Origin of the sequence: Halomonas salipaludis (genome assembly GCF_002286975.1) — a bacterium.
GTDB lineage: Bacteria > Pseudomonadota > Gammaproteobacteria > Pseudomonadales > Halomonadaceae > Franzmannia > Franzmannia salipaludis.
In genome coordinates, this window is the sequence record NZ_NSKB01000008.1 from 57,959 (window position 1) to 81,923 (window position 23,965).

At 63.6% G+C, this 23,965-nt stretch carries 21 protein-coding genes; 3 read left to right on the top strand and 18 right to left on the bottom strand.

Translation table 11 applies throughout. The features are described 5' to 3' along the window. Positions 1 to 30 precede the first annotated feature (30 nt). Positions 31 to 240 (top strand): type II toxin-antitoxin system VapB family antitoxin, encoded by a 210-nt coding sequence (locus CK498_RS19795; RefSeq protein ID WP_095622593.1) that lies wholly within the window; start codon positions 31 to 33, stop codon positions 238 to 240. Next, positions 237 to 620: a type II toxin-antitoxin system VapC family toxin gene (locus tag CK498_RS19800; protein WP_095622594.1), complete on the top strand. Its 384-nt coding sequence runs from the start codon at positions 237 to 239 to the stop codon at positions 618 to 620. The genes CK498_RS19795 and CK498_RS19800 overlap by 4 nt, the downstream gene beginning before the upstream one ends. Here CK498_RS19800 and CK498_RS19805 read toward each other — a convergent pair. The 13 genes from CK498_RS19805 to CK498_RS19865 all read right to left on the bottom strand — a co-directional run bounded on the left by CK498_RS19805 (position 611) and on the right by CK498_RS19865 (position 14,681). Next, the gene (locus tag CK498_RS19805; protein ID WP_095622595.1) at positions 611 to 1,909 is read right to left on the bottom strand and encodes a TRAP transporter large permease; all 1,299 of its coding nucleotides are present in this window, start codon (positions 1,907 to 1,909) and stop codon (positions 611 to 613) included. The genes CK498_RS19800 and CK498_RS19805 overlap by 10 nt on opposite strands. Beyond that, positions 1,902 to 2,438, bottom strand: a complete 537-nt coding sequence (locus tag CK498_RS19810) for a TRAP transporter small permease (protein ID WP_095622596.1) — start codon at positions 2,436 to 2,438, stop codon at positions 1,902 to 1,904. Before CK498_RS19810 ends, CK498_RS19805 begins: the two co-directional genes overlap by 8 nt. Positions 2,439 to 2,456: 18 nt before the next feature. Next, positions 2,457 to 2,942, bottom strand: a complete 486-nt coding sequence (locus tag CK498_RS19815; protein ID WP_095622597.1) for a DUF3237 domain-containing protein — start codon at positions 2,940 to 2,942, stop codon at positions 2,457 to 2,459. A 59-nt stretch (positions 2,943 to 3,001) separates the two neighbouring features. Then, entirely contained in the window at positions 3,002 to 4,021 is a 1,020-nt protein-coding gene (locus tag CK498_RS19820) for a TRAP transporter substrate-binding protein (RefSeq protein WP_095622598.1), read from the bottom strand. 82 nt (positions 4,022 to 4,103) lie between these two features. Next, positions 4,104 to 5,294 carry a thiolase family protein gene (locus CK498_RS19825; RefSeq protein ID WP_095622599.1) on the bottom strand — a complete coding sequence of 397 codons (1,191 nt, stop codon included), beginning with the start codon at positions 5,292 to 5,294 and terminating at the stop codon, positions 4,104 to 4,106. 75 nt (positions 5,295 to 5,369) lie between these two features. After that, a complete protein-coding gene (locus CK498_RS19830) occupies positions 5,370 to 6,926 on the bottom strand; it encodes an acyl CoA:acetate/3-ketoacid CoA transferase (RefSeq protein ID WP_095622600.1) in 1,557 nt (518 codons plus the stop codon). A 107-nt stretch (positions 6,927 to 7,033) separates the two neighbouring features. Further along, a complete protein-coding gene (locus CK498_RS19835; RefSeq protein WP_095622601.1) occupies positions 7,034 to 8,329 on the bottom strand; it encodes a TRAP transporter large permease in 1,296 nt (431 codons plus the stop codon). Positions 8,330 to 8,333: 4 nt separating this feature from the next. After that, complete coding sequence (locus CK498_RS19840; RefSeq protein WP_095622602.1) at positions 8,334 to 8,852, bottom strand: TRAP transporter small permease; 519 nt, start codon at positions 8,850 to 8,852, stop codon at positions 8,334 to 8,336. A gap of 56 nt (positions 8,853 to 8,908) precedes the next feature. Further along, positions 8,909 to 10,042: a TRAP transporter substrate-binding protein DctP gene (gene dctP, locus CK498_RS19845; protein WP_095622603.1), complete on the bottom strand. Its 1,134-nt coding sequence runs from the start codon at positions 10,040 to 10,042 to the stop codon at positions 8,909 to 8,911. Between the two features lie 286 nt (positions 10,043 to 10,328). Continuing rightward, positions 10,329 to 11,642, bottom strand: coding sequence for an aminotransferase class V-fold PLP-dependent enzyme (locus CK498_RS19850; RefSeq protein ID WP_095622604.1), 1,314 nt, complete (start codon positions 11,640 to 11,642; stop codon positions 10,329 to 10,331). 62 nt (positions 11,643 to 11,704) lie between these two features. Beyond that, positions 11,705 to 13,198 carry a tripartite tricarboxylate transporter permease gene (locus CK498_RS19855; RefSeq protein ID WP_095622605.1) on the bottom strand — a complete coding sequence of 498 codons (1,494 nt, stop codon included), beginning with the start codon at positions 13,196 to 13,198 and terminating at the stop codon, positions 11,705 to 11,707. Positions 13,199 to 13,232: 34 nt separating this feature from the next. Then, positions 13,233 to 13,667, bottom strand: a complete 435-nt coding sequence (locus CK498_RS19860) for a tripartite tricarboxylate transporter TctB family protein (protein WP_095622606.1) — start codon at positions 13,665 to 13,667, stop codon at positions 13,233 to 13,235. Between the two features lie 24 nt (positions 13,668 to 13,691). Beyond that, positions 13,692 to 14,681: a tripartite tricarboxylate transporter substrate binding protein gene (locus tag CK498_RS19865; protein WP_095622607.1), complete on the bottom strand. Its 990-nt coding sequence runs from the start codon at positions 14,679 to 14,681 to the stop codon at positions 13,692 to 13,694. 166 nt (positions 14,682 to 14,847) lie between these two features. Between CK498_RS19865 and CK498_RS19870 the strand changes: the two genes are divergently transcribed. Then, the gene (locus tag CK498_RS19870) at positions 14,848 to 15,777 is read left to right on the top strand and encodes a LysR family transcriptional regulator (protein WP_095622608.1); all 930 of its coding nucleotides are present in this window, start codon (positions 14,848 to 14,850) and stop codon (positions 15,775 to 15,777) included. A gap of 488 nt (positions 15,778 to 16,265) precedes the next feature. Here CK498_RS19870 and CK498_RS19875 read toward each other — a convergent pair whose 3' ends face one another. The 5 genes from CK498_RS19875 to CK498_RS19895 all read right to left on the bottom strand — a co-directional run bounded on the left by CK498_RS19875 (position 16,266) and on the right by CK498_RS19895 (position 23,902). Continuing rightward, positions 16,266 to 17,297, bottom strand: coding sequence for a TAXI family TRAP transporter solute-binding subunit (locus tag CK498_RS19875; protein WP_095622609.1), 1,032 nt, complete (start codon positions 17,295 to 17,297; stop codon positions 16,266 to 16,268). 18 nt (positions 17,298 to 17,315) lie between these two features. After that, positions 17,316 to 19,268, bottom strand: coding sequence for a TRAP transporter permease (locus CK498_RS19880; RefSeq protein WP_095622610.1), 1,953 nt, complete (start codon positions 19,266 to 19,268; stop codon positions 17,316 to 17,318). 246 nt (positions 19,269 to 19,514) lie between these two features. After that, positions 19,515 to 21,095, bottom strand: coding sequence for a sulfatase-like hydrolase/transferase (locus tag CK498_RS19885; RefSeq protein ID WP_095622611.1), 1,581 nt, complete (start codon positions 21,093 to 21,095; stop codon positions 19,515 to 19,517). A gap of 95 nt (positions 21,096 to 21,190) precedes the next feature. Further along, positions 21,191 to 21,946, bottom strand: coding sequence for a sulfite exporter TauE/SafE family protein (locus CK498_RS19890; protein ID WP_095622612.1), 756 nt, complete (start codon positions 21,944 to 21,946; stop codon positions 21,191 to 21,193). Positions 21,947 to 21,949: 3 nt separating this feature from the next. Then, complete coding sequence (locus tag CK498_RS19895; protein WP_095622613.1) at positions 21,950 to 23,902, bottom strand: TRAP transporter permease; 1,953 nt, start codon at positions 23,900 to 23,902, stop codon at positions 21,950 to 21,952. Positions 23,903 to 23,965 lie beyond the last annotated feature (63 nt).

Consider the following 23,965-nt stretch of genomic DNA (forward strand, 5'->3'; position numbering starts at 1 on the left):
TAGCATCTAATTAGATGCAGAGCCTTTGCCATGCGCACCACTATCACCATCGACGACGCACTCTACGAGCAGGCCTTGAGCCTCGCCGAACCTGGGATGGATAAGCCCGCCGATATCGTCCGCGAGGCCATCCAGACCTATGTGCGGGTACAAGCAGGCCGGCGCCTTGCCGCCTTGGGGGCCACGGCACCCGACATGCAGGATGTCCCTCGACGTCGGGAAGAGCCCACGAGGTCATGAGCGTACTCGTCGACACCTCGGTATGGATAGATCACTTCAGGCACCGCAACGATGCCCTGGTCGAGCTGCTCGAGGGCGATCAAGTAATGAGTCATCCGATGGTGGTGGTCGAACTGGCCTGCGGGACACCCCCAGCACCGCGTGTGCAAACTCTCAATGCCATTGAGTTGCTACGCCCATGTCAGCAGGCAAGTTTGCTCGAAGTGAGAGAGTTCATCGAGCACAACGCGCTCTATGGGCTGGGATGCGGCCTGGTGGATATGGCCTTGCTAGCCTCGACACTGATTACCCCTGAGGGCCAGTTATGGACGCTGGACAAGCGCCTCGCCGAGATGGCAAGGCGCTTTGGTGTGGCATATCAGCCCACCCACTACATCTGATTCGGCAGGAAGAGCACCAACGCCGGGAACAGGATCAGCAGAGCCAGGCGGACCAGATCCGCCGCCACGAACGGCATGACCCCCTTGAAGATTCGGCCCAGCGGCACATCGGGCGCCACCGAGCGGATCACGAAGACGTTGATACCAATCGGCGGCGTGATCATGCCGAGCTCAACCGCCACCACCACGATGATGCCGAACCAGATCGGGTCGAAGCCCAGGCCGGTGACCACCGGGTAGAGGATCGGCACCATCAGGATGATCATCGCCATCGGATCGAGCACGCAGCCAAGCACCAGAAACAGCGCCAGGATAAGCAGCAGCACGCCATACTCCCCCACCGGCAGCGCGGTGAGCCAGGCGGTCAGCAGCTGCGGGGTCTGGGTCACGGTCAGGAAGTAGCCGAACAGCAGCGCACCGATCAGGATGGTAAAGATGGCCACCGAGGTGCGCAGCGCATCGAGCAGGCAGGCCAGGGTCGTACGCAGGGTAAGCCGCCGGCGCAGCACGCCAATCAGGAAGGTACAGAAGGCGCCCAGCGCCGCGGCCTCCACCGGCGTTACCACGCCCAGATAGATACCCCCGACAATGGCGATGAACAGCAGCATCACCGCCCAGACGCCGCGCAGCGCGGCGAATTTCTCGCCCCAGTTGGAACGCTCCCCCGCCGGCATGGAATCTGGCCGCAGCATGCCCAGCACACGGATGGTGACGAAGGCGAGCAGGATCGACAGCAGGCCGGGGATCACGCCGGCCACGAACAGCTGGCCAATATCCTGGTCGGTGAGGAAGCCGTAGAGCACCAGCACCACCGACGGCGGAATCAGGATACCCAGGGTGCCGCCGGAGGCGATCAACCCGGTAGAGAGGCTATCGGCATAGCCGGCGCGACGCATCTCCGGCAGCGCGACACGGGTCATGGTAGCGGCGGTGGCCACCGAGGAGCCGCAGATCGCCGCGAAACCGCCACAGGCGGTCATGGTGGACATCGCCGCGCCGCCGCGGAAGCCACCCAGCCAGGCCTGGCCGGCACGAAACAGCTCGCGACTCATGCCGGTGGCCGAGGCGAACACTCCCATCAGAATGAACATCGGGATCAGGCTGAGATTGTAGTTGGTAACGGTGCGCAGCGGCGACGTGGTCAGCACGCCCAGCGCCGCATCCAGGCTGGTGACCGCCGCGAAGCCGATCACGCCAACGATCCCCATGGCGATCCCTACCGGCACGCGCAGCGCGATCATGCCGAACAAGCCAACGAAGCCCAGCAGGGCAATCAGGTTGTTATCCATCGCGGGGCTCCTTGGCGGCATCGTCGACGATCGAGACCGACGCCGGCAGCGACGCAGGACGCCAGATCAGCAGCACCAACCGCGCCAGCGCCAGCAGGGTGGCGGCCAATACGCCCAGCCAGGCCATCGCGTAGAAGGGCCACAGCGGCAGCTGCAGGTCGGAGGTGGTCTGGCCGGCATGCATGATGGTCATCACGCGGCTGAACAGCGCCCAGGCCAGTGCCACGATGAAGGCAGTCACCAGCAGATGAGCTAAGATATCCATCAGCCGCCGCAGCGGCGCTGGGCACAGCTGCCAGACCAGGTCCACGGCAATATGGTCGTTGCGCCAGGTGGTGGAGCCGAGGCCCCACAGGATGGCGATGCCCAGTAGCAGGCTGGCAATCGCATGGGCATCGGGGATCGAGGTCGCGAACAGATAGCGCGACAGCGACGCCACGAAAATCAGCAGGGTGATCACCGCCAGGCTGAGGCTGGCGATGCGCTCGATCAGCGTCGCGGCAGCCGTGATCATGGAAGGCGTTGCCATACGAAGATTCCCTCGGCGCTAGCCGACACGAAAGACCTGGATCAATACGCGCTCGGGTTCACGAATGCCCCGCGCCACGAACAGGTCGCGGGTCAGCCAGGCGAGCGCTGGGTCGGCGGTCTGAAAGGTCGGCACGGTGCGGAAGTAGTACTGATCGGGCGCCACGTGCTCGCCCTTGATTAGCTGCTGCATGATCGGCTCGGGGGCGTGGCGCACCCCGCGGTTCTCGACCTCGATCAAGCTGCCTTGCGCGGTTCTCAAGGTATAGCGGGCCAGCACCTCGGCGCAGCCGTCGGCACGAATCGACTGCCAGTCCGCGCCTCCAGGCAATACCTCACCGGCAAGCCGAGGGCCGTCGAAGGAGCCCCCAAGGATGGGAATGATGCGCCGACGGCCAGTTACCAGCTCGCCGATCTCGAGGGGCTCGTCGACGTGTACGACCAGGGTGGTGACGGGCTCTAGCCGCGGCGGTGCGTCGAGGTGGGGGTGAGAATCAGTGGCCATGCGGATCTCCACAGGCTAGTGGGTCACACCGGCCCCGCGGGGCCGGTCGCTCCTCTCCATTACTCGAACAGCGCATCCACTGCTGCCAGGCGCTCTTCCAGATCGGCCCGCAGCTGCTCTGGATCATGCCCCGCATCGCGCACGCGCTCGGCCCAGGCCTCGCGCAGCGGTTCGGCAGCCTCACGCCAGGCCGTCATCTCCTCGTCGCTCAGCTCGATCATGGTGTGGTCGGGCGAGTCACGGAACTGCTCATGGCCCTCGCGTTCCATCTCTTCCCAGCCGCGGGTGATCCGTGTCGCCCACTCCCCGGTGCAGTGGTCGTCGATCACGCCCTGTTGCTCGGCGCTCATCTGCTGGTAGGCATTCTGGTTGATGAGCAGCGCCTGCCATGAGGAGTACATCGGAAATTCGATGTGGTAGGTGGTAATCTCATCGATGCCGAACAGGATCGTCGAGCCGGACGGGAAGGTGATAGCGTCCGCCACACCCCGCGACAGCGCTTCGCGGGTCTCCGGTGCGGATACCTGCACGCTGGCTCCGCCCAGCTCGCTGACGAAGCTGGCGATCGAGGAGTTGGCCGGCCGGATCGTCATGCCACTGATCTGGCCGGGATGGCGGATCTCCTCCTTGGTATGCAGGGTCCCAGGGTAGTGGCCATGGATCAGGCACATCACCACGCCGTCCATCTCCTGGTCGGCGTGCTGCTGGTACCACTCGGTCGCCGCCGCAGCGCCGTTCAGGGTATCGCTTGCCACGAAGGGCAACTGAAGCAGGTCGGAGATCGGGAAGCGTCCCGCGCTGTAGCCGGGATTGACCCAGGCGATATCGGCGATGCCATTGGCGACCATATCGAAATGATCTTCGGCGCTGCCGAGCTGCTGGGCGGGGAACATCTGAAAGTCGATGGTACCGTCAGAGGCTTCGTTGATTGACTCGGTCCACTCCTTGAAGCCGGTGGACGGGAGGGCGTGCTGCTCCGGCAGCCAGTGAGCGAACCTCAGGGTCTGGGCTTCGGCGATGGCCGGGGCAGACCAGAGTCCCACGCACAGCGTGCCGATCAGGAGTTTGCGGTGTGTCATTGTTATCTCCTCGGGGTCGTTGAGGCATCGGCGCCTCACTCAAGCAGAGGGCCTGGCGTGGCCCTTCACGGTCTTACCTGTTTCACCCCACCTTGACGATCAGCGCTGCGGCAGAGTCACCGGCGGCACAGCCGGTCACCAGGGCGTAGCCGCCGCCCTTCAGCGCGGTCTCCTCGATGGCCTCGATCAGTAGGCGCGCCAGGGTCGGGGCCTGGGGGTGGCCGTAGACCAGCGAAGTGCCGTAGTTGTTGAAGGTGTTGGCATCCAGCCCCAGCGCCTTGGCCAAGTGCAGGTCGTTGGCAATGAACGGCGAGTGATTCTTGACCGTCTTGATCTGGTCGAGCGTCAGGCCGGCCTGGTTGAGCGCGCGCTTGACCGATTCCGCCGGCGCCATGGGCATGTGCGCCGGCTTGGTGCGCGCATGGCCGTAGGCCACCACCTGCACGACCATCCGCGGGTCGCTGCTCATCGCCTCGGCGCGCTCGCGGGTGGTGACGATGATGCCGGCGTTGGCATCCGCCGGGTGCGTCTGGGCGCCGAAGGTGTGTATGCCGTCGGGCTGTACCGTGCGCAGCCGGGCCAGTGCCTCGGCGCTGGTGGCCGTGACGCCTTCATCGGCCTCGATAGTGCGCGTCTCCTTGCGCGACACGGCGACCTCGAGCGGGAACATGTAGCGCTTCTGGAAGGCACGGTCGTCGGCCAGCGCCGCGGCGTACTGCTCGTAGCGACGCAGGGTCAGTTCATCGGCCTGCTCACGGGTGAAGCCGTGCTCGCGGGCGACGTTCTCGGCGGTGGTCAGCATGTCCTTGCCGGTGGCCGGGTCGGCGGCAATGTTGTCCATGTTCCAGTTTTCGGCAATCACCTCGCCCCCCGGCCCGTTGGGGTTGGGCCAGATGGTGTGCGGGCCGTTGGAGGGGCGATCGGCGAGCAGGCAGTAGGTGGTCTCGAAGTTGCCGGCACTCACCGCCAGCGCGGCGTTGAACACCGCGGTGGTGGCGGTGGCACAGGCCTGGGTGATGTTCTGGCCTGGCGCCTGCGGGGCCCCCATCATCGCCGCCGCCCAGGGCGCGCCGTAGAAGATCGACTTCTGGCCCACCGAGACGCCGAGGTAGAGGTAGTCGATCAGGGTGGGATCGACATCCCGCGCGTCGAACCAACGCTTGCTGGTGGCGGCACCCAGTTCGATGGAATTGACATTGGCCAGGCTGCCCATCCATTTGCAGAACGGGCTGGAGTAGTAGCCACCGTAGGGGATGTAGGCGTTGTTGAGCATATCGGCTTCTCGTTGGGGAAGAAAAAGGGGGCTCGCCGACCTCACCGGGTGCGAAGAGCCCCAACCTGATGATCGTTATGCCACTAGATGTGCACGCAGCTCGCCCCACTGGGGCTGGAAGATGCCCGCGGGCATCTCGCGCAGCTCCTCGGCAATGCGCGGCACGAAGTCCATGGCGGCCAGGATGTCGCGCTCGACGTCGATGCCCGGCGCCACTTCGGTCAGGGTGATCTCGCCATCGATCAGTTCGAAAACGCAGCGCTCGGTGACGAACAGCACCGGCTTGCCGGTTTCCTGGGCATAGCGTCCGCTGAAGGTGATCTGGTCGACGCACTGCACGAACTTGCGCCGCGGCCCCTCCTTGTCGATCTTGATGCTCCCGTCGCTGACCGCCACGTCGCCGCCGTTGGTGAAGGTGCCGCAGCACACCACCTTGCGCGCGTTCTGGCTGATGTTGATGAAGCCCCCCGGGCCGACCACCTTGTCGCCGAACTTGCTGACGTTGAGGTTGCCCTCGTGGTCGGTCTGGGCCAGGCCCAGGAAGCACACGTCCAAGCCGCCGCCGTCGTAGAAATCGAACTGGTAGCCGTGGTCGATGATCGCCTCGGCGTTGTAGGCGGTAGCGAAGTCGCCGCCGCTGGCGGGCACGCCGCCGTAGGTACCCAGCTCGGTGGTCAGGGTCATCAAGTCACTGACGCCCTCCTCGGCCGCCACGCTGGAGACCCCTTCGGGCATGCCGATGCCGAGATTGACCATCCCCCCGGCGGGCAGCTCCATGGCGGCACGCCGGGCGATCACCTTGCGCGGGTCCAGCGGCAGCGGCTTGATACCGCCCAGCGGCACCTTGAGATCGCCAGCCAGCGCCGGGTTGTAGGTGGTGGTGATGGTCTGCATGTGCTGCTCGGGCTCGGCGATCACCACATGGTCGACTAGGTCCCCCGGCACCTTGACCTGCTTGGGGTGCAGGCTGCCCTGGGAGGCCAGGTACTCGACCTGGGCGATGACGATACCGCCGCTGTTCTTGGCCGCCTGGGCCATGGAGAGCTGTTCGAGAAACAGCGCCTCGCGCTCCATGCTCAGGTTGCCGCGCTCGTCGGCAGTGGTGGCGCGGATCACCGCCACGTCCACCGGGAAGGTGCGATACAACAACCACTCCTCGCCCTCGAGCTCGACCAGCTTGACCAGGTCCTCCTCGGCGGCGGCGTTGGCCTTGCCGCCCTCGAGGCGCGGATCGACAAAGGTGCCCAACCCCACCTTGCTCAGCACCCCGGGTTTGTTGCCGGCAATATGGCGCCACAGGTGGGCCAGCACGCCCTGGGGCAGCAGGTAGCCTTCGGCACGATTCTCGCGAAGCAGATCACCCATGCGCGGCGCCTGCCCGGTGTGGCCACTGATCAGCCGCTTGACCAGGCCCGCATGACCGAGGTGGTTCATGCCACGGGTCTTGCCGTCGCCGCAACCGCAGCTGTGCGCTACGGTCAGGTCACGGGGCGTGCCGCTCTCCAGAAAGCGTTGTTCCAGCGCCGTGGCCACCGCCTCGGCAAAACCGCACAAGCCGGCGGTAGTCCAGATGACGGTGTCGCCGTCCCGGATCAGGCTCGCTGCGGTGGTGCTGTCGATGATCTTGCTCACTGTATTGGTCCCCTTATGGGAGAAGCGATACGCTACAAACCCATACAAATTGTTGAATCAACAAACATTAATGCCGACACCCACGACCATCACCGCAAGTGCGCAGCTCAGCCGGTCAACACCAGCACGATCTGCGGATAGAAGATCACCAGCGCCACCACCACGATATCGGCCACCAGGAAGGTAGAGACCCCCTTGAAGATATCCATCAGCGAGGCGTACTGCCCCGCCACGCCCTTGATGACGAAGATGTTCATCCCCACCGGCGGCGTGATCATGCCGATCTCCAGCAGCTTCACCAGCAATACCCCGAACCAGATCAGGCTGACGTCGTAGAGCTCGAAGACCGGCAGCAGTACCGGCAGCGTCACCAACATGGCACCGAAGGGCTCCATGAATAGCCCCAGAAACAGATAGATCAGCACCACGATCAGCATCAGCTGCAGGTAGGAGGGGTCCCAGCCGCTTACCGCACTGGTGATGTAACCGGCCACGCCGCTCAAGCTGAGGAACAGCGTGAACATGCTGGCACCGACGCCGATGATCAGCAGCGCCGAGGTGGTCGAGAGCGTTTCCAGCAGCGCCTCCTTCATCGCTCTCTTATCCAGGCGCTTGAGCAGCAGGCCGATCAGGATGGCCCCGGCAGCGCCGACGGCGCCGGCCTCGGTGGCGGTGAAGAAGCCCGAGAAGAGCCCGCCGAACACCAGCAGGCCCAGCGCCAGTACCGGCCAGATATCGATCAGCGCCTGGCGCGGAGAAACATCGCGGGCACCGGTCGCCTCGCGGGGCACGATATCCGGGCGCAGCCAGCTGACCATCAGGATCACGATGCAGTAGCTCACCGCGGTCAGCAGACCGATGGTGATGCCACCGAGGAATACTTGGGTGATCGAGACCTGGGCAAAGACGCCATACACGATCATCAGGATGCTGGGGGGAATCAACGCGCCGATGGTGCCCCCCGCGGCGATGGTGCCGCAGGCGAAGCTTGGCTTGTAGCCGCCCTTGACCATCTCGGGAATGGCGATGCGCCCCATCGCCGCCGAGCAGGCGACGCTGGAGCCGCTCACCGCGGCAAAGCCGGAGCTGGCGAAGATGCTCGAGATCGCCACGCCCCCCGGCAACCAGCGGAACACCACCTTGGCGGCATTGAACAGCCCATTGGTGAGGCCGGTGTGATAGCAGACGAAGCCCATCAGCAGGAACATCGGCACCGCGCTGAGCGTCCACTTGGCGATGAACTCATAGGGCGTCGAGGAGAGCATGCCGATGGCCGTCTCCCAGCCGAACATCACCGTCATGCCCCCCAGGGCCACCGCCACCAACGCCAGCGCCACCGGTACGCGAAGTGCCAGCAGCAGCAGCAGGATCGCCAGGCCTGTAAAACCGATCGCAACGGACATGGAATTACCTTTCGTCTTGCGCGGGAGTGTCGTAGGTCGTTCCCGTTGCCAGCAGTGGCAGCCTCACCAAACAGACCAACGCGGCAAGCGAAAAAGCAGCGGGAAGAACGAAGTAGGTCGGCCAAACGGGCATCGGCACGTTGAGCGACATGACATAGGCACCGATTTGATACTGCTCCATCGCCTTGTCCCAGGTAGCCACAGCCAGCACGGCATATATGGCCGCCGAGAGAATCGACACCAGCACATCCGAGACACGGATCAGCCTCGGCCCCATCATGCCTTCCAGCGCCTCGACACGGATCATCCCACGTCGCCACTCGACCCATCCCAACGGCAGCAGCGCCAGGGTGATCAGGTAGTAGCGCGTGACCAGCTCGAGGGTGGCGGGAATCGAAATCGATAGCGTCGAGCGCAGCACGACATCGAGCGTGATGTGCACGACCATCAGCAAGATGCCCAGGGTTCCCAGCAGCGCCAAGCCGATGGCAGCCAGATTGGTCAGGCGATACAGCATAGCCATGAAGGAGTCTCCGGCATCACGTGCCGGCCCGCAGGCCGGCATTCAACGGATCAGCATCAGCTGCCATAGGCGGCGAAATCGACATCGCTCCAGATTTCGCGCTTCATCGCCTCGGCAACCGCCTCGGGATCATCGCCGGTTTCCTCAACGATCTCGGTCCACTTGTCGACCAGCGCCTGGAAGCGCTCGATCTTGCTCTCGGCGTCTTCTACGCCATAGCGGCTCTCGGCCTGCTCGGCGGCATAGACCAGATCCTCTTCGAGGAAGACGGGAATGGCGTCGAGCAGGTCCTGCTCGGGTTCGAGTAACTCGATACCGCTTTCAGCGGCGATTTCCCGGGCTTCATCGGCCATTTCATAGCCCCAGCGCTGGGTGATGGCAGCGCTGGCTTCCACCGAGGCATGGATCATCGCCTCACGCTCCTCGGCCGACAGTGTTTCCCAGGTACGCTGACCAATGGCGTGGGAGATGGTGCTGTGGAAGGTACCCAGCTCGATGTCGGTCACGTAGTTGAGCACGTCGTCGAGACGGAACGAGATAATGTCGGCAATCGATGCGATCGTACCCTCGATCACGCCCTGGGAGAGCGACTCATAGGTTTCGCCTACCGACATGGTCGCCGGGGTCAGACCAACCGATTCCGCCCAGCGCGAATACTGAGGGCCGCCGACCCGCATGCGCAGGCCGCGCAGATCGTCCAGCGAGCGCACCGGCTCGGTGCTCAGGATCCGGTAGAGATCCGAAGCGTGGGAGCTGGAGTAGACGATGCCCAGCTCGCGGAGCTCGGCCTGGCACTCAGCACAGGTGACGATATATTCGGTGACCGCGGCGCCCATGGCGTGGGGCGTGGTGCCGAGAAAGGCAAGGTCACCGACCAGGTTGATCTCGGGCAGGTCAGCGGGGAAATAGGCCGGCAGAAAGAGCCCTGCCTCCACCAGGCCGCTGCGGATGGCGTTGCGCATATTGCCGATATTGGCCACCTCGGTGCCCAGCAGGGTGCCCGTCAGTCCGCCATCGGTTTTCTCCTCGAGGCGCTCGGCAAATTCAGTGAACATCGGGTCGTAGGCCGGGTGGGCTGGTGGAACCCCCGGCGCCATGCGCAGTTCGCGCGCCTGGGCATGGGTTGCGAGCGCCAGGCTGCCCACGGTTACGGCGATGGCCAGAGTCTTGAATAGGGGACGATGCGTCATGGGACACCTCTGTGGCTGGGCTTATATTTGTTTATATAATCAACAATAGATAATTACATCTATCTTGCGCTCGATTATAGTCCACAGCACCACCATCTCCGATACCAGACTTTGGTAGGAGCTCTCCATTTCACACGAGGGGCGATTCACCTGATGCAGTGATCTACCTTGGCTCAGGGACAGAAGCAAGGCGAGCGCCTGGGTTGGCGCCAAGGAAGGAAGCGACGCCCATTCAGCCGGCAACAGGCCGGCCTCCTCGGCGTCGATAAAACGTCTGACGGGGCCTTTATGGAAGCGGCAGCACTTCAACCAGTGCCGCTAGGCAGGTGTCGATCTCCTCGACGCTGTTATAGTGCGCCAACGAAATGCGGGTGACCGCCGGCAACCGTAGCGGCCGCAGAATGTTGCCGGAGTAGACATCGTCGCTACGTGCGTGGACACGCACCCCGCGCGCACCGAGCTCGGCCACCACATGCTTGGCCTCTACGCCCTCGACGGCGAACGATACCACCCCTTCACGGTGCGGAGAGTCGGCAGGGCCAATCAGCCGCAATCCAGGGTAGTGACAAAGCCCCTTCAGCCCCTCGCTACCGTGTAGCAGTCGATGCACCAGAGCACGCTCATGGGCTTGCATTGCCCGCCCGGCGGCCACCAGGTAGGCGCGACGCGACGCCTCCTCGGTGAAGTGCCTGCCCAGCCAGGCGAGGTAGTCGACCATTGCGCTGACCCCAGCCAGCGCCGATGGGTCGCGGCTGCCCAGCTCCCAGGCATCGGCGGGCTTGCCCGACAGTCGGTCGTGGTCGATGACACTCAGGCGATCCGAGAGCCAGGCATAGCCGTTGTTGAAACGGCAGTACGCCTTGTAGGGTGAGATGACATAGGCGTCGACACCATAGTCATCGACGGCCAGCGTCCCGTGCGGGGCATGCTGGATACCGTCAACGATAATGATGCACTGCGGGGCTACGCTGCGTATGGCTCGGGCGATCTCGGCCACCTCCATGCTCATGCCGGTGACCGGGCTGGTATGCAGGATCGTCGCGATGCGAGTGTCCGCTCTCACGCGATCGGCGTAGTGCGCCGCCGTCACCCGCCCCGACTCAATGTCGAAAGGTATTTCGATCCACTCGCGGCCAGTGCGTCGCGCCCACTGGGCGGTAGCATCATAGGTGCCAGGATGCTCCACCGAGCTCGAGACGATGCTGCCGCCCGGCTCAGCGGCAAGTGCCGCGGCGCGGATCACACGGAACAGGCACTCGGTGCCGCTCTCACCACCAAAGATGACACCGCTGCTGGCGCCCATGAAGATGGCCAGGTCATTGCGCCCATTGGCGACGATCTGCGATACGGCATGGGAGGCGGGATTGTCGCGATGCTCATTATCGGGAATCCCGGCGACCTCGGCGCTGCGCTCAACGGCTGTCTTGAGTGTCAACGAGCCTCCCGCATTTTCAAAGAACACCCGCTTGCCCGTGAACGGACACTGCTCAACATGCAGGAAGGACTTGCGCACTTGCTCGAGTAGCGCGCTGGAGAGCAGCCTGCCTTCCACAGGTATCGTCTGTGGTAAACCGCTAGTGTGGGACGCTGTCGTCGCCATGATGATATCTCCGTCGGCCAGTGAGTCGCTCCCCTGGCCTTGTTAGGGAAGGTGATAAGGCGTCAGGTCGGGGCATGGCGACGTCGACGCCACTGGGCCCAGAGCGGATAGGCAAGCGCCAGCACCACCAGCAAGCACAGCCCCAGCGACAGCGGCCGGGTAAAGAAGGTGGTGAGGTCCCAATGCGCGATCTGCATCGAGCGCCGGAAGTTGACCTCGAGAATGGGGCCAAGGATCAGGGCGATGACCAAGGGCGCAGCCGGATAGCGCCAGCGCTCCATGAAAAAGCCCACCACACCGAAGGCCAACGCGAGCCAGACATCGAATATCTCGTTGCGCAATGCAAAGGTACCGATCACGCTGAACACCAGGATCATCGGCCCCAGTACCGCCCCCGGCACCTTGGTCACTACCACCAGGTGGCGGCACAGCCACAGGCCAACCAATGCAAACAGGAGATTGGCCAGCAGCAGAGAGAGAATCAGGGTGTAGGTCGTCTCGGCGTGTTGGGTAAACAGGCTTGGCCCCGGAATCATGCCGTGGATCGTCAGACCTCCGATGAACACCGCGGTCACCGCGTTGCCGGGAATACCTAGCGTCAGCGTAGGAATCAGCGTACCGCCGGTCACCGCGTTGTTGGCCGACTCAGAGGCCGCTACCCCCTCCAGCTCCCCCTTGCCGAAGCGCTCGGGTGTCGATGAGTGCCGGCGCGCCTCGCTATAGGAGATAAAGGAGGCGATGCTGGTCCCGGCACCAGGCAGGATGCCCACCACCGACCCGATGACCGAAGAGCGCAGCATGGTGCGAAGGCAGCGCCGGATATCCAGCCACGCCGGTAGCCGGCGCCCTCGGAGCTGCTGTGCCGTGCCCGACAGCACGCCGCCACCCGCCGGCACACACAGGTTGAAAGCCTGGGAGACCGAGAATAGCCCGATCAGTACCGGCAGTAGCGGTACTCCATCGAACAGCTCGCTGTGGCCGAAAGTGAAGCGCTGCATGCCGGTGAAGGTGTCCAACCCCACCGTGGCCAGCACCAACCCTACCGCTGCCGACAGCACCCCTTTGAGGGGACGATCCGACGCCACGCTGACGATGGTCACCAGTCCGAAGATCGCCAGTACCGTGTACTCCTGAGGACCAAAGGCCAAGGCGACCGTAGACAGCGGCGGGGCAATGGCGATCAGCACGACCACGCTGAACAGCCCGCCAAACAGAGAGGCCAGTGTCGCCATACCCAGTGCCTCACTGCCACGTCCCGCCGCCGCCAACGGATAGCCGTCGAGGGCAGTGGCAATCGAGGCATCGGTGCCCGGGGTGCGTAGCAGGATCGCCGTCACCGAGCCACCATAGACCGAGCTGACGTAGACGGCGCCGAGCAGGATAAGCGCCAGATCGGGCGGCATGTTGAAGGTGATGGGGATACATAGCGCCACCCCCATCGTCGAGGAGAGCCCCGGCAGCGAGCCGATCGTCATGCCGGCCAGGGTGCCGAGCAATAGCGTCAGCAGAGCCATCGGCGTCAGCACATTGCCGAGGGCAAGAAGCAATACGTCCATATAGCGTCTCTTGAATGGGTCGCGGGGAGTGCCGCTAGGGTGTCAGCCAGCCGCCCGGCAGTGGCACCGACAGCAGGTACACGAAGACCACGTAGATCAGCGCCGAGAAGACCACCGATATCGTCAGTGCCAGCGGCCACCGCAGTTGGCCCAACCGCCGCAAGCTGGCCAGCAGGAACAACGGCAGCGCGATGAAGGTTCCGGCACTCAACATCAGCAGCAGCAGTCCCAGCACGCATAGGCACCACACCGCGAAGCGCTGGTAGGCCAGCGGCGGGGGCGGCTCATCGGGGGCACGGCGGCGCAGGGTGCCAAGGGCAATACCCAGGCAGGCCAGCCCGCCTAGCGCGCCGGCGACCACCGGGAAGACCCCCGCGTCGCCGCGCATCCCCAGCCCGGTGACCACCACGGCGGCACATAGCGCGCCCAACAGCAGGGCCACGCCACGATCGATAGTATTGAGCGTCATGGGCTATCTACTCCTGCCATTCGCTCACTGTTCGACCCAGGGATCCTGTTCCCAGAGCGCCTTTAGCCGAGCGTGACTGTCGTCGATGAAGTCAACGTAATCCTGCCCATAGATGGGGTCGACGGGCATATTGAGGCGCTCCATCTCGGCCCGGAACTCTGGGTTGTCGATGACGTTGCGCGACGCCTCGAGGAGCAGATCATAGATCTCTTGCGGGACATCAGCCGGCATGGCGAATCCGCGTGACGCAGCGGCCAGGACGTCATAGCCTTGCTCCCGCCCAGTGGGCACATCGGGCAGTGGCTCGCCACGCTCTTCGGACCATATCGCCAGCCCCCGCGCCTTGCCCTCCTGAATCTGCGTCACCGCTTCCGACATATTGCCTGCGAAAGCCGTAATATGGCCTCCGAGTAGTGAGGCCGTTGCCTCGGCGTTGCCGTTGTAGGCGACGAAGTTGAGGTCGACATTCGCTTCGGCGGCGAAATTGAGGGCCGCGAGGTGATCGTCACCGCCGACACCCTCGTGGGAGATGATGATCGACTCGGGATCGCTCTGCACCGCTGCGACGAAGTCGTCCAGGTTCTGGTACGGGCTATCGGCAGCCACCACCAGCATGCCCGGGTCGGTGATCACATTGGCTAGCGGTCGGAGGTCGTCAAGGGAGTAACCAACGCTCTCCTCGCGAGTGAACGGGTAGACCTCCACTACCGGCGAGTTGATCAGGCCGATGGTATAACCGTCCGGGGCCGCGTTGGCCAGGTGTACCCACCCCAGCTCGCCACCGGCGCCAGGCCTGTTGACCACCACCACCCGCTGACCGAGCTCCTCCTCGACGTACTTGGCGAAGATCCTCGCCATGGTATCGGTGCTACCGCCGGCGCCGAATGCGACGATCATCTGGATCGGCTTGCTGGGATAGTCCGCCGCCAGGGTCGTGGTGCTAAGGCCCGTCGCCAGCAGCGCCGAGACCACGCCTAACCCCACCTTGCGTACCGACATGTGCAGTGTCTTCATCGCCTGATTCCTTATTGCTGTTGTGGTGTGAAAGCTAGCGCCGGGCCACGACTACCCCCGCCTGGCGCTCAAGAGCACTCCCTGCCTACTTAAAAGCACCGCACACTTTCAAAAAAGCGAATAAATCGCATATTTTATAAGTCATTAATTTCATGAGTGGCGATCCATGTTGACTCTCAAGCAGCTGGAAACTTTTGTCCAAGTGGTCGAGCTCGGTACCTTCGAGCGCGCCTCTCAGCGACTCAATGCCACCCAGTCCACCGTCTCCAAGCGCATATCGGAGCTGGAGCAAGCCACCGGCCTGCGCCTCTTCGATCGATCGCGCCGCAATGCACGCCTTACCGAGGAGGGCGAGCGACTGCTGGAACTGGCCTACTCGACACTGAGCGACGCGCGACGGATCCTCGAGCTCAAGGCGCGGCCAGAGCACATGCTGCACCGGGTGCGTATCGGCTTTACCGAACTGGCTGCTCTCACCTGGCTGCCTGGCTTTCTGCGCGATTACACCACCGAGCGGCCGGACATTCGCTTGGACATCACCATCGAGATGAGCCGTACGCTATATCAGCAGTTTCAGGACGGAGAGCTGGACTTGGTTGTCATACCGCAGGTCCCCGACGCTTTTGCACAGCCTGGCGTGGAAACGCAACTGCTGGAGAACGTGGAGATGGCCTTCATGGCCAGGGAAGGTCTGGTAGAAGAGTCCCAGCCGATACCATTGAGTGCACTGGAGCGTTATCCCCTAATCAGCCAGGGCAAGAGTTCCGGCTTTGCGCAGGACATCAATCGCTGGCTATCTCACCAAGGCATGTCCGCCGCCACCCTAACCGCCGATAACTTGTTGGCGCTGGTGGGCCTGGTAACGGCGGGACGTGGCATCAGCGTCTTGCCGAAACGTTGCGTTCAGCGCTTGGCCCATGATCAAGGGCTGGAAATTCTCGAGACTATCCCCTCGCTACCCTCGATCGGCTATCACGCGCTCTACCATGGCGGCGTACGAATCCAGCTGCTCGAAGAGCTCGCCCAGCGCCTCGCTGCCGCCGCCGACTTCACCCGGCCCTTCTTTCTGTCCGAGAGGAAAGCCCAGACAATCTGACAAGCCTCCGCTCGCCGACGAAAATAACGCCCTAAGCCGAGTACCAGTACAACGCAGCGTTTGCCCTTAGCCACGACGCAAGAAGGGCCAGCGCATTGCGCTGGCCCTTCTCATCAGTAACCTGCCTGGCTATCGCAACAGCTTGCTTCCCAGCGATCAGATACCGTAGCGGGTCAAGAGGTAAGCCCTGTGCTTACGGTAGGCGCTTTCGGTCATGCGCTCGAGCAAACGGTAGGCGGCCAGTCCCACGCGCTTGATCATAGAAGCCGGGGCAGCAGTGGTAGGCGAAGCAGGTGGGAGCGTCTGGACGGTCATGACAGTGAACCTCGGCTATTTCGTAAGGATGCTAACAGTATAGCCCCGCCTTAGACTTTAGTCCAATTCATACGCCTTTAGTCGCAAGCCCTTCCCCGCGTACCGCGCCAGGATACGATGAAGGGGAGCCCCTCGGCTCCCCTTCACTCGTGCCCGGAACTCGCCATCGCTGGTCAGTCTTGCGCCACCAGCTCGTCGGGAATCTCCAGGCCAACCTCCCGGTAGTAACGCTCTGCGCCCGGATGCAGCGGCAGGTTGAGATGTTCGATCGCTGTCTCGAGCCGTACATGGCGCAACCAGGGGGTCCTCTCCCGCTGCTCCTCAGCCTGCTCCCAGAACGACTTGGTAATCGCATAGACCTCGTCGGCGGAAAGGTGCTTGCCCGTGCCGATGCCGCTGATCGAGCCCAGGGTCAGGACTGGCTCTTGGTTGACCACGTTCTCACCGTAGTCGTCCGGATCGATGGTGCCTGTCACACCTCCCGGACGATTGACAATAGACACCATCTCGGGCTTTTCCATCTGCTCCTCGGTCAGCCCGAGGAGCCGGATCTCGCGGGACAAGGCGAACTGCTCGATAGTGGGGCTGGGAGGAAGCGTCGGGTTGATGTAGACATCGAGGCGACCGTCCTGATAGGCCTGAGTAGCCGCATTCCAGCCTAGATTGACAGCCTCGTAGTCCTCGTTAGCTACCAGCCCGGTAGCAGCCTCGATGGTCTGGCGCATCACTACCGTGGCACCGCCGCCAGGCGGCCCCAGGAAGACCCGGTGGCCCGCCAAGTCTTCCAGGGATTCGATACCGGAATCGGCATCGGTAATGAAATGATAGAACCCCTGCGGGAAGGCCATCACACCCCGCACGTTTTCAGAGCGCTCCTGGGCATGGGGGATCGGCGCGTACATGTTGATCCCCTGCTTCATGGAATCGTGCACGCTTGCCGACCACATGAAGAAGTCGATATCACCGATTCCTGCCTCCAGCGCATGCTGGGTGGCCGCGCCGGTGGCATTGACCTGAATATTCACGTCCAGGTCCTCATCGCTGTTCACCATCTGTGCGAAGGTGCTCATGATCATGTAGGAAGAGGAGCCTGGCTCCAGGGTCGACAGTCGGTAGTTGTCGGCGGCCATGGCCTGGCCGGTTACGGTCAATCCTAGCGTGATGGCCGACACGGCAGCCGCAAGTTGCGCAGTCTTATTGTGCATAGCGTTACCCATATTATGTTATTGAGAGAGATCCGTTCTTTTGTTGACGAGAGCATTCCATTGCCCTCCCGCCTTGCGGCTTTGCAAAAAATCACCTGCTAGCAGCAGCGCCCCTAGTGCGAATCCCAACGCTTCGATCCATACCACCGGCACCAGTATCGAGAACCCTATTGCCAGTCGAATAGTCCTCGACACCGCGCCGAGATGGGCCGCGGCATAGCCCGATACCGCCGACGAAAAGAGCCAGATGGCCAGGGTTAAGCGAGCCACTGCCCACAGGAAGCTATCCCACTGAAAAGCCTCCACCAATGACAACGAAGGGTTGTAGACCAGCACGAAGGGGATGATGAAACCGATCAGCGCGAGCCGGCAGGCATCGACACTGATACGCATGGGGTTGGCGTTGGCGATGGGCGCCGCGACGAAGGCCGCAAGTGCCACCGGCGGCGTGATCGAGGACAGTACCCCGAAGTAGACCACGAACAGATGGACGATCAGGGTGGCCACCCCCATCTGCTCAATGGCCGGCCCCATGACCAGTACGATGATCAGATAAGCGGGCACCGTCGGCATGCCCATGCCAAGTACCAGTGACCCCAGCATCATCATGATCAGGGCCAGGAACAGCGAGTCGCCCGCCACTGCCATGATGGTGTTAGCGAAGCGCAGCCCCAGGCCAGTGGCGTTCATCACGCCGATCAGGATGCCGATGGCACCCACCGCCACGATGATCTTGGCACTGGAGATACCCGCCGCGTAGAGGGCATCCACCAGGCAGCGCGGGTTCTGGCGCACTTGCGGGTTGAGTAAGATGCCCAGCACTACGGCAGTGATGACGGCATAAAAGCCGGCAAACGCAGGTGATCGACCGGCGATCAGCAGTGTCACCACCACCCCCAGTGGCACAAGGAAGCACAGCGACATCAGGTAGTCATGGAGGGTTAGATGCGGCCTCTCCGCCTTGGGGATCGGCTTGATATCCCGCTTCACTGCCTCGAGATGAACCGCCGTGAATAAGGCCAAATAGTAGAAGAGCGCCGGTACCAAGGCGGCAGTGGCGATGGTCAGGTAGGGAATTCCGGTGACATCGGCCATGATGAAGGCCACCGCCCCCATCACCGGCGGCATGAATTGGCCGCCAGATGACGCCGCTGCCTCCAACCCCCCTGCATAGGAAGCCGGGAAGCCACGATTGCGGATCATCGGGATGGTGATGACCCCCGTGCCCACTACATTGCCCGCAACCGAACCAGACATGGTGCCAAAGGCCCCACTGGCGGCTATCGCCGAATGAGCCGGGCCGCCCCTCAATCGACCGGTCAAGGCAAAAGCGAACTTGAGCAGCACATCCCCTGCACCGATTCCTTCCAGCATGCTGCCGAACACCACGTAGATCAGGATCATCGATACGACAATGGCGATGGGGTTACCGAAAACCCCGTCGAAGGAGTACCAGGTGACCTGCATCAGCTGGCGGAAGCTCATGCCGGCATGTTCGAAGATCCAAGGCAGATGTTGGCCATAGAGACCGTACAACACCATGAGCACGCAGATCACCAGCAGCGGCCAGCCGATGGCGCGGCGCGTCATCTCCAGCAGCACGACCAGCCCCACCGCCCCGATGGCAAGGTCCTGGGTCGTAAAGGCATACAAGCCAACCTGCAGCATCTCGCCGATCTGCAGGTAGCGATGGATGGCCACCAGCAGGGCCACCAGCAGCAGCGTATCCAGCAGTCGACGCAGCACCGGCCACGACTGGACACGCCGCCGCTCAATGGCATGCAACAGCAGCAAGAGGCCGGCGATGCCGAAGGTACCGACTCGCAGATGAGTCTCATCCAGCACGCCTATACCCGCGACATATACCCCCACGCCGGCGAGCAGAATGCTCACCAGATAGACCAGGCAGCCAACGCCCCTGTCGAAGCGCCCCCTGCTTCGCTCGGCTTCAGTGTCGGGAGAGGTTGTCATTGATGAGACTCCACGAAATCGTTGGAGGACGCCCCGGATCAGAAAGCCGCCCGGAGCATAATTGTTGTGCTATAAAACTATTTAAACTATCCCCAAACACTGTATCGCACCACAACTAGACATAGGCCCAACAAGAAAGCGAATACCAGCGCCGAGAAAATCGATGGCTAGGCCACAGACACGACCACACCCCCCTAGGAGAGGTGTAGGCGCATCGGGATGTTAGTGAGCAAGGTGCTCGATGGGCTACCAAACGCCGAACAGGATGCCGCGTTTATGAGCGGTACCGGTGCGCTGTTCTACCAGGTCGTTGGAGATGGTCGTGCGCAACCGTCGTGCCTTGAACCACTCGTTGAGCGCGGCCTCGAGCTCGCCGCGCACGGCGCGATTAACATCGCAATGGGCGACATCCTCGAGCTCGTCGGGATCCGTCGCGAGGTCGAACAGCTGGGGGGTATGGTTGGCGTAGTGGATATACTTCCAGCGCCCGTCGGTAACCATAAAGGCCCTGGCTTCGTCTGGCGCCAGTCCCAGCTCCTTCCTTGCCGGTCGCCAGGCATAATCTGCCTCGCTAAAGGCATAGCCCCGCCAGGTGTCGGCCGGCCCCCGGGTGACCAGGCCGTGCAGCGAGCGCCCCTCCAGCACATGGTTGAGCGCCTGGCTGTCGCCGCCGGCATAGTCGACGAAGGTGGGCACCAGGTCGATGGCCTCCACCAGCTGATCGTTGCGGCTGCCACGGGTGGCGTCGGCTTCGCGCCGCGGGTCGACGACGATCATCGGTATCCGGGCGCTGGGTTCATGGAACAGCTCCTTCTCGCCCAGCCAGTGGTCCCCCAGGTAGTCGCCGTGGTCCGAGGTAATCACGATGACGGTGTCGTCACGCAGCCCTCGGGTCTCGAGGAAGTCGATCAGCCGGCCGAGGTGATCGTCGAGCTGGGTGATCAGGCCCATGTAGGTGGGAATGACCCGCTCGCGTACCTCGTCGCGGGAGAACTCCCGAGACTCTCCGTGGCTCATGAACGCCTCGACCACCGGGTGCGGGCACTCACGCTCGGCGTTGCTGCGTACCGCCGGGAGCATATCCTCGAGGCCGTACATCTCGTGATAAGGCGCCGGTGCCATATAGGGCCAGTGGGGCTTGATGTAGCTCAGGTGCAGGCACCAGGGTTGATCGCCGGTCTCCTCGATGAAGTCCATGGCGCGGCGGGTGGTATAGGCCGTCTCGGAGTGCTCCTCCCTGACCCGTGCCGGCAGGTGGTTATGGCGCATATACCAGCCGCTGAGTAACTCGCCGTTGTCGCCCTCGGCCGAGTTGGCGGCACTCTGCCAGGGGTTGTCACCTGTATAGCCCTGTTCGCGCAGGTAGCGGTTGTAAGGCAGATCGGGGTTGGCCAACTGATCGGGATGCAGGCCGTCGTCGCGCTCGAACGGCTCAAAGCCGCACTGGCTGATCAGCACCCCGCGGGAGGAGTCCGGGTCGATGCCCAAGCGGGACATGCCATCTTCATCGCGCTTCATATGGGTCTTGCCAACCAGGCCGACGCGATAGCCGAGGGGTCTCAGGTAGTCGCCCAGGGTGCGCTCGTCGACGCGCAGCGGCACGCCGTTGTAGCTGGCGCCGTGACTGGCCGCATAGCGCCCGGTATAGAAAGACATTCGCGAGGGGCCACATACCGGGGCCTGGCAGTAGGCACGGGTGAAGTTGACGCCGCGCCGGGCCAGGGCGTCGATGTGCGGCGTCTTGATGGTTGGGTGGCCGTTGCAACCGAGGTAATCGGCACGCAGCTGATCGGCCATGATAAACAGCAAGTTGGGCGGTCGGGTCATGATACCTCCGGTGGAGCCGAATCCAGTCAATTGTCGGCCTTGATGGCAAGCCGAGAAGCTCTCGGCACATTTTCCTCGAGCAGGGGATCTACTGATCACACCAGGATGAGGTCGTATGTCATATGGAGCAGCGAAACACCGATCAGGGTGTAAACCAGAGCGCTGATGGCACGGTTCGACAGCCGGATAACCAAGGGTCGCCCCAGCATCACTCCTGCCCCTCCCCCCAGGGTCACCAGCAGAGCAAGCATCGGCTCGAGGTGCCCACCGCCGCCGAACACCAGGCCAGTGCAGGCCGACAACAGCAGACCAATAACCGTCGAGGTGCCCACTACCACCTTGATGTCGGCGCCGCTCATGGCGCTCAGAGCCGGCACGATCAGCACTCCGCCGCCCACCCCGGTAGCACCCACCATGGCCCCGCAAGCCAAAGGCATCAGCCCGCCCAGCCACTGGCCGACGTGCTGCAGCACCTGGGGCCGGAAGCTGACCAGCACCGCGAAGCCGGCGGCGGCCAGCACGGTCACCTTGAGGCCGTGCTGCACGCCGGCCCCCCAGGAGGTGCGCAGCAGCAGGGTGATGGCCAGGGCCAGCAGCAGGCAGCTGGGCACCGCCCAGCGCGAGAAGCGTTTGAACAGCGCCCAGTCAACGCGGCTGTCGCGGCCATGGGCATAGGCCGCCGCCACCTTGATCAGCACCGAGGCCAGGCTGGCGCTACCTACCGCTGTGGCCGGCGCCACCCCGAACAGCAGCATCATGCCAGGTACCATGATCACTCCGGCGCCGACCCCTGAGAGCAGGATCAGCAGGCCGCAGAGGATGCCGAACATAAGGGCCGTGACTTCGAACATCACTCAGGCTCCCTGCATGGCCTGGCAGCCGCCAGGTTTCACCGGCAGCCGGGCATGCAGCACGATCATGCCGAGGCCCGCGACCAGGCCAAGAACGCTGACCAGCGGATAGGGCGAGAGCAGAGCCACGGCCGTGGCGAAGCGTATCCCGGCCTCGGGCAGTGCGATCCGCTGCCGGTCGAAGCGGGCCAGCGCCGAGGCGGTGAGGTAGAGCGCCAGAGCCAGCTGCACGATCATCCACAGGTAGGCGGCCAGGCTGAAGTCGGCGCCGGCGGCGCCCACCGTCAGCATGATGGGGTTGTAGACGAAGGCGAAAGGGATCAGGAACAGCATCGCCGCGATACGCGTGCTGGTGACCGCCGTGGCCATGGGCTTGCCGCCGGAGATCGCCGCCGCCGCATAGGCGGCGATGGCCACCGGTGGCGTGATCACCGAGGCGATGCCGAAGAAGAACACGAACATGTGAGCGGTGAGTAGCTCCAGGCCGAAGGCCTGCAGGGTCGGGCCCATGACCACGATGATGGCGATATAGGCCGGCAGGGTCGGCATGCCCATGCCCAGCACGATGCAGCCCAGGGCGGTGATTGCAAGCGCCGCGAACAGCGAGTAGTTGGAGGCCCCCGAGAGCAGCACGGCGAACTTGGACGGAATGCCGGTGGCCGACAGCGTCGCCACGATGATGCCCACCACGGCGATCGCCATGGAGAGTCGCGCCACGGTGATGCCGCCCTCCGCCAGGGCGATGGCCAAGCGCTGGGGATGGCGTCGGATGCTGGGATTGATCAGGCTCAGCGGGATCAGGGCGAAGATCGCGGTGATGGAGGCCCCGGCCGGGGAGGCCCCGCCGATCAGCAGGAAGACGATAATCCCCAGTGGTGCCACGATCAGCAGCAGGTTGAGCCAGTCCTGCAGCTCGACGGGGTCGGCAATCTCGTCCTCATGGGCCGCGACACCGAGCTTGCGCGCCTCGAAGTAGACCGCCAGGAAGAGGCTGAGGTAGTAGGCGACGGCGGGAATCAGCACGGCGGTGATGACCGTCAGGTAGGTCACACCGACATAGTCGGCCATGACCAGGGCAGCGGCCCCCATGATCGGCGGCAGGATCTGGCCCCCGGCCGAGGCGCTGGCCTCCAGGCCGCCGGCGAAGTTGCCGGAGAAGCCGCGCCGGCGGATCATCGGGATGGTGACCACCCCAGTGCCTACCACGTTGGCCACGGCACTGCCCGACACCGTGCCGAACATGCCGGAGGCGAGGATCGCCGAATAGGCCGGGCCACCGCGAAACCCGCGCATCAGCGAGAAGGAGATGCGGATCATCGAGCCGCCAGCGCCGCAGCCATCCAGCACGGCACCGAGGATGATGAAGGGCAGCACCGTACTGAGGATGATGCCAAAGATGCTGCCGAGGACGCCGTTGTCGGCGCCGAACCAGAGATTCTCGGCCAGCTTGTCGAGGATATCGCCGCCGCTGATCTGCAGCGCCCCGGGCCAGTAGTGGCCGGTAGCCAGGTAGAGGAAGGCCAGGATGCCGATAATGGCGATCGGTGCCCCCCACAGCCGCCAGCAGGTGATGATCGCCACCGCCACGCCGACAATCGCGATCACGGCATCCTGCAGGCCGAAGAAGACGATCGAATAGAGCATCTCCATGCCGACTTCGTAGTAGCGGTAGCAGCTATAGAGCACCGCCCCCCACAGCACCAGATCACCCGCGATGCGCAGCGCCGACAGCGACAGGCCGCTGGCCAACCGCTCCCGCCAGCAGTAGACGATGGCAATGGTCACGCAGAAGGCGAAGAAGGTGGGTCGGAACCACTCCAGGGAGAAGGGGCCGATGCGCGGCAGCATCTGATAGCCCGGCATGACGTTGGCGAGCCCCAGCAGGGCGACGCTGCCGCCGAGTATCCAGAGTAGAACGCCGAAACGTTCCACCCAGCGCGTGTTGTCGATTGTCATGGCAGTCACCCCAGGTGGTGGTGGCAAGGCGGGCGACGCCGACCCCGCCGGGCGGCAAAGATC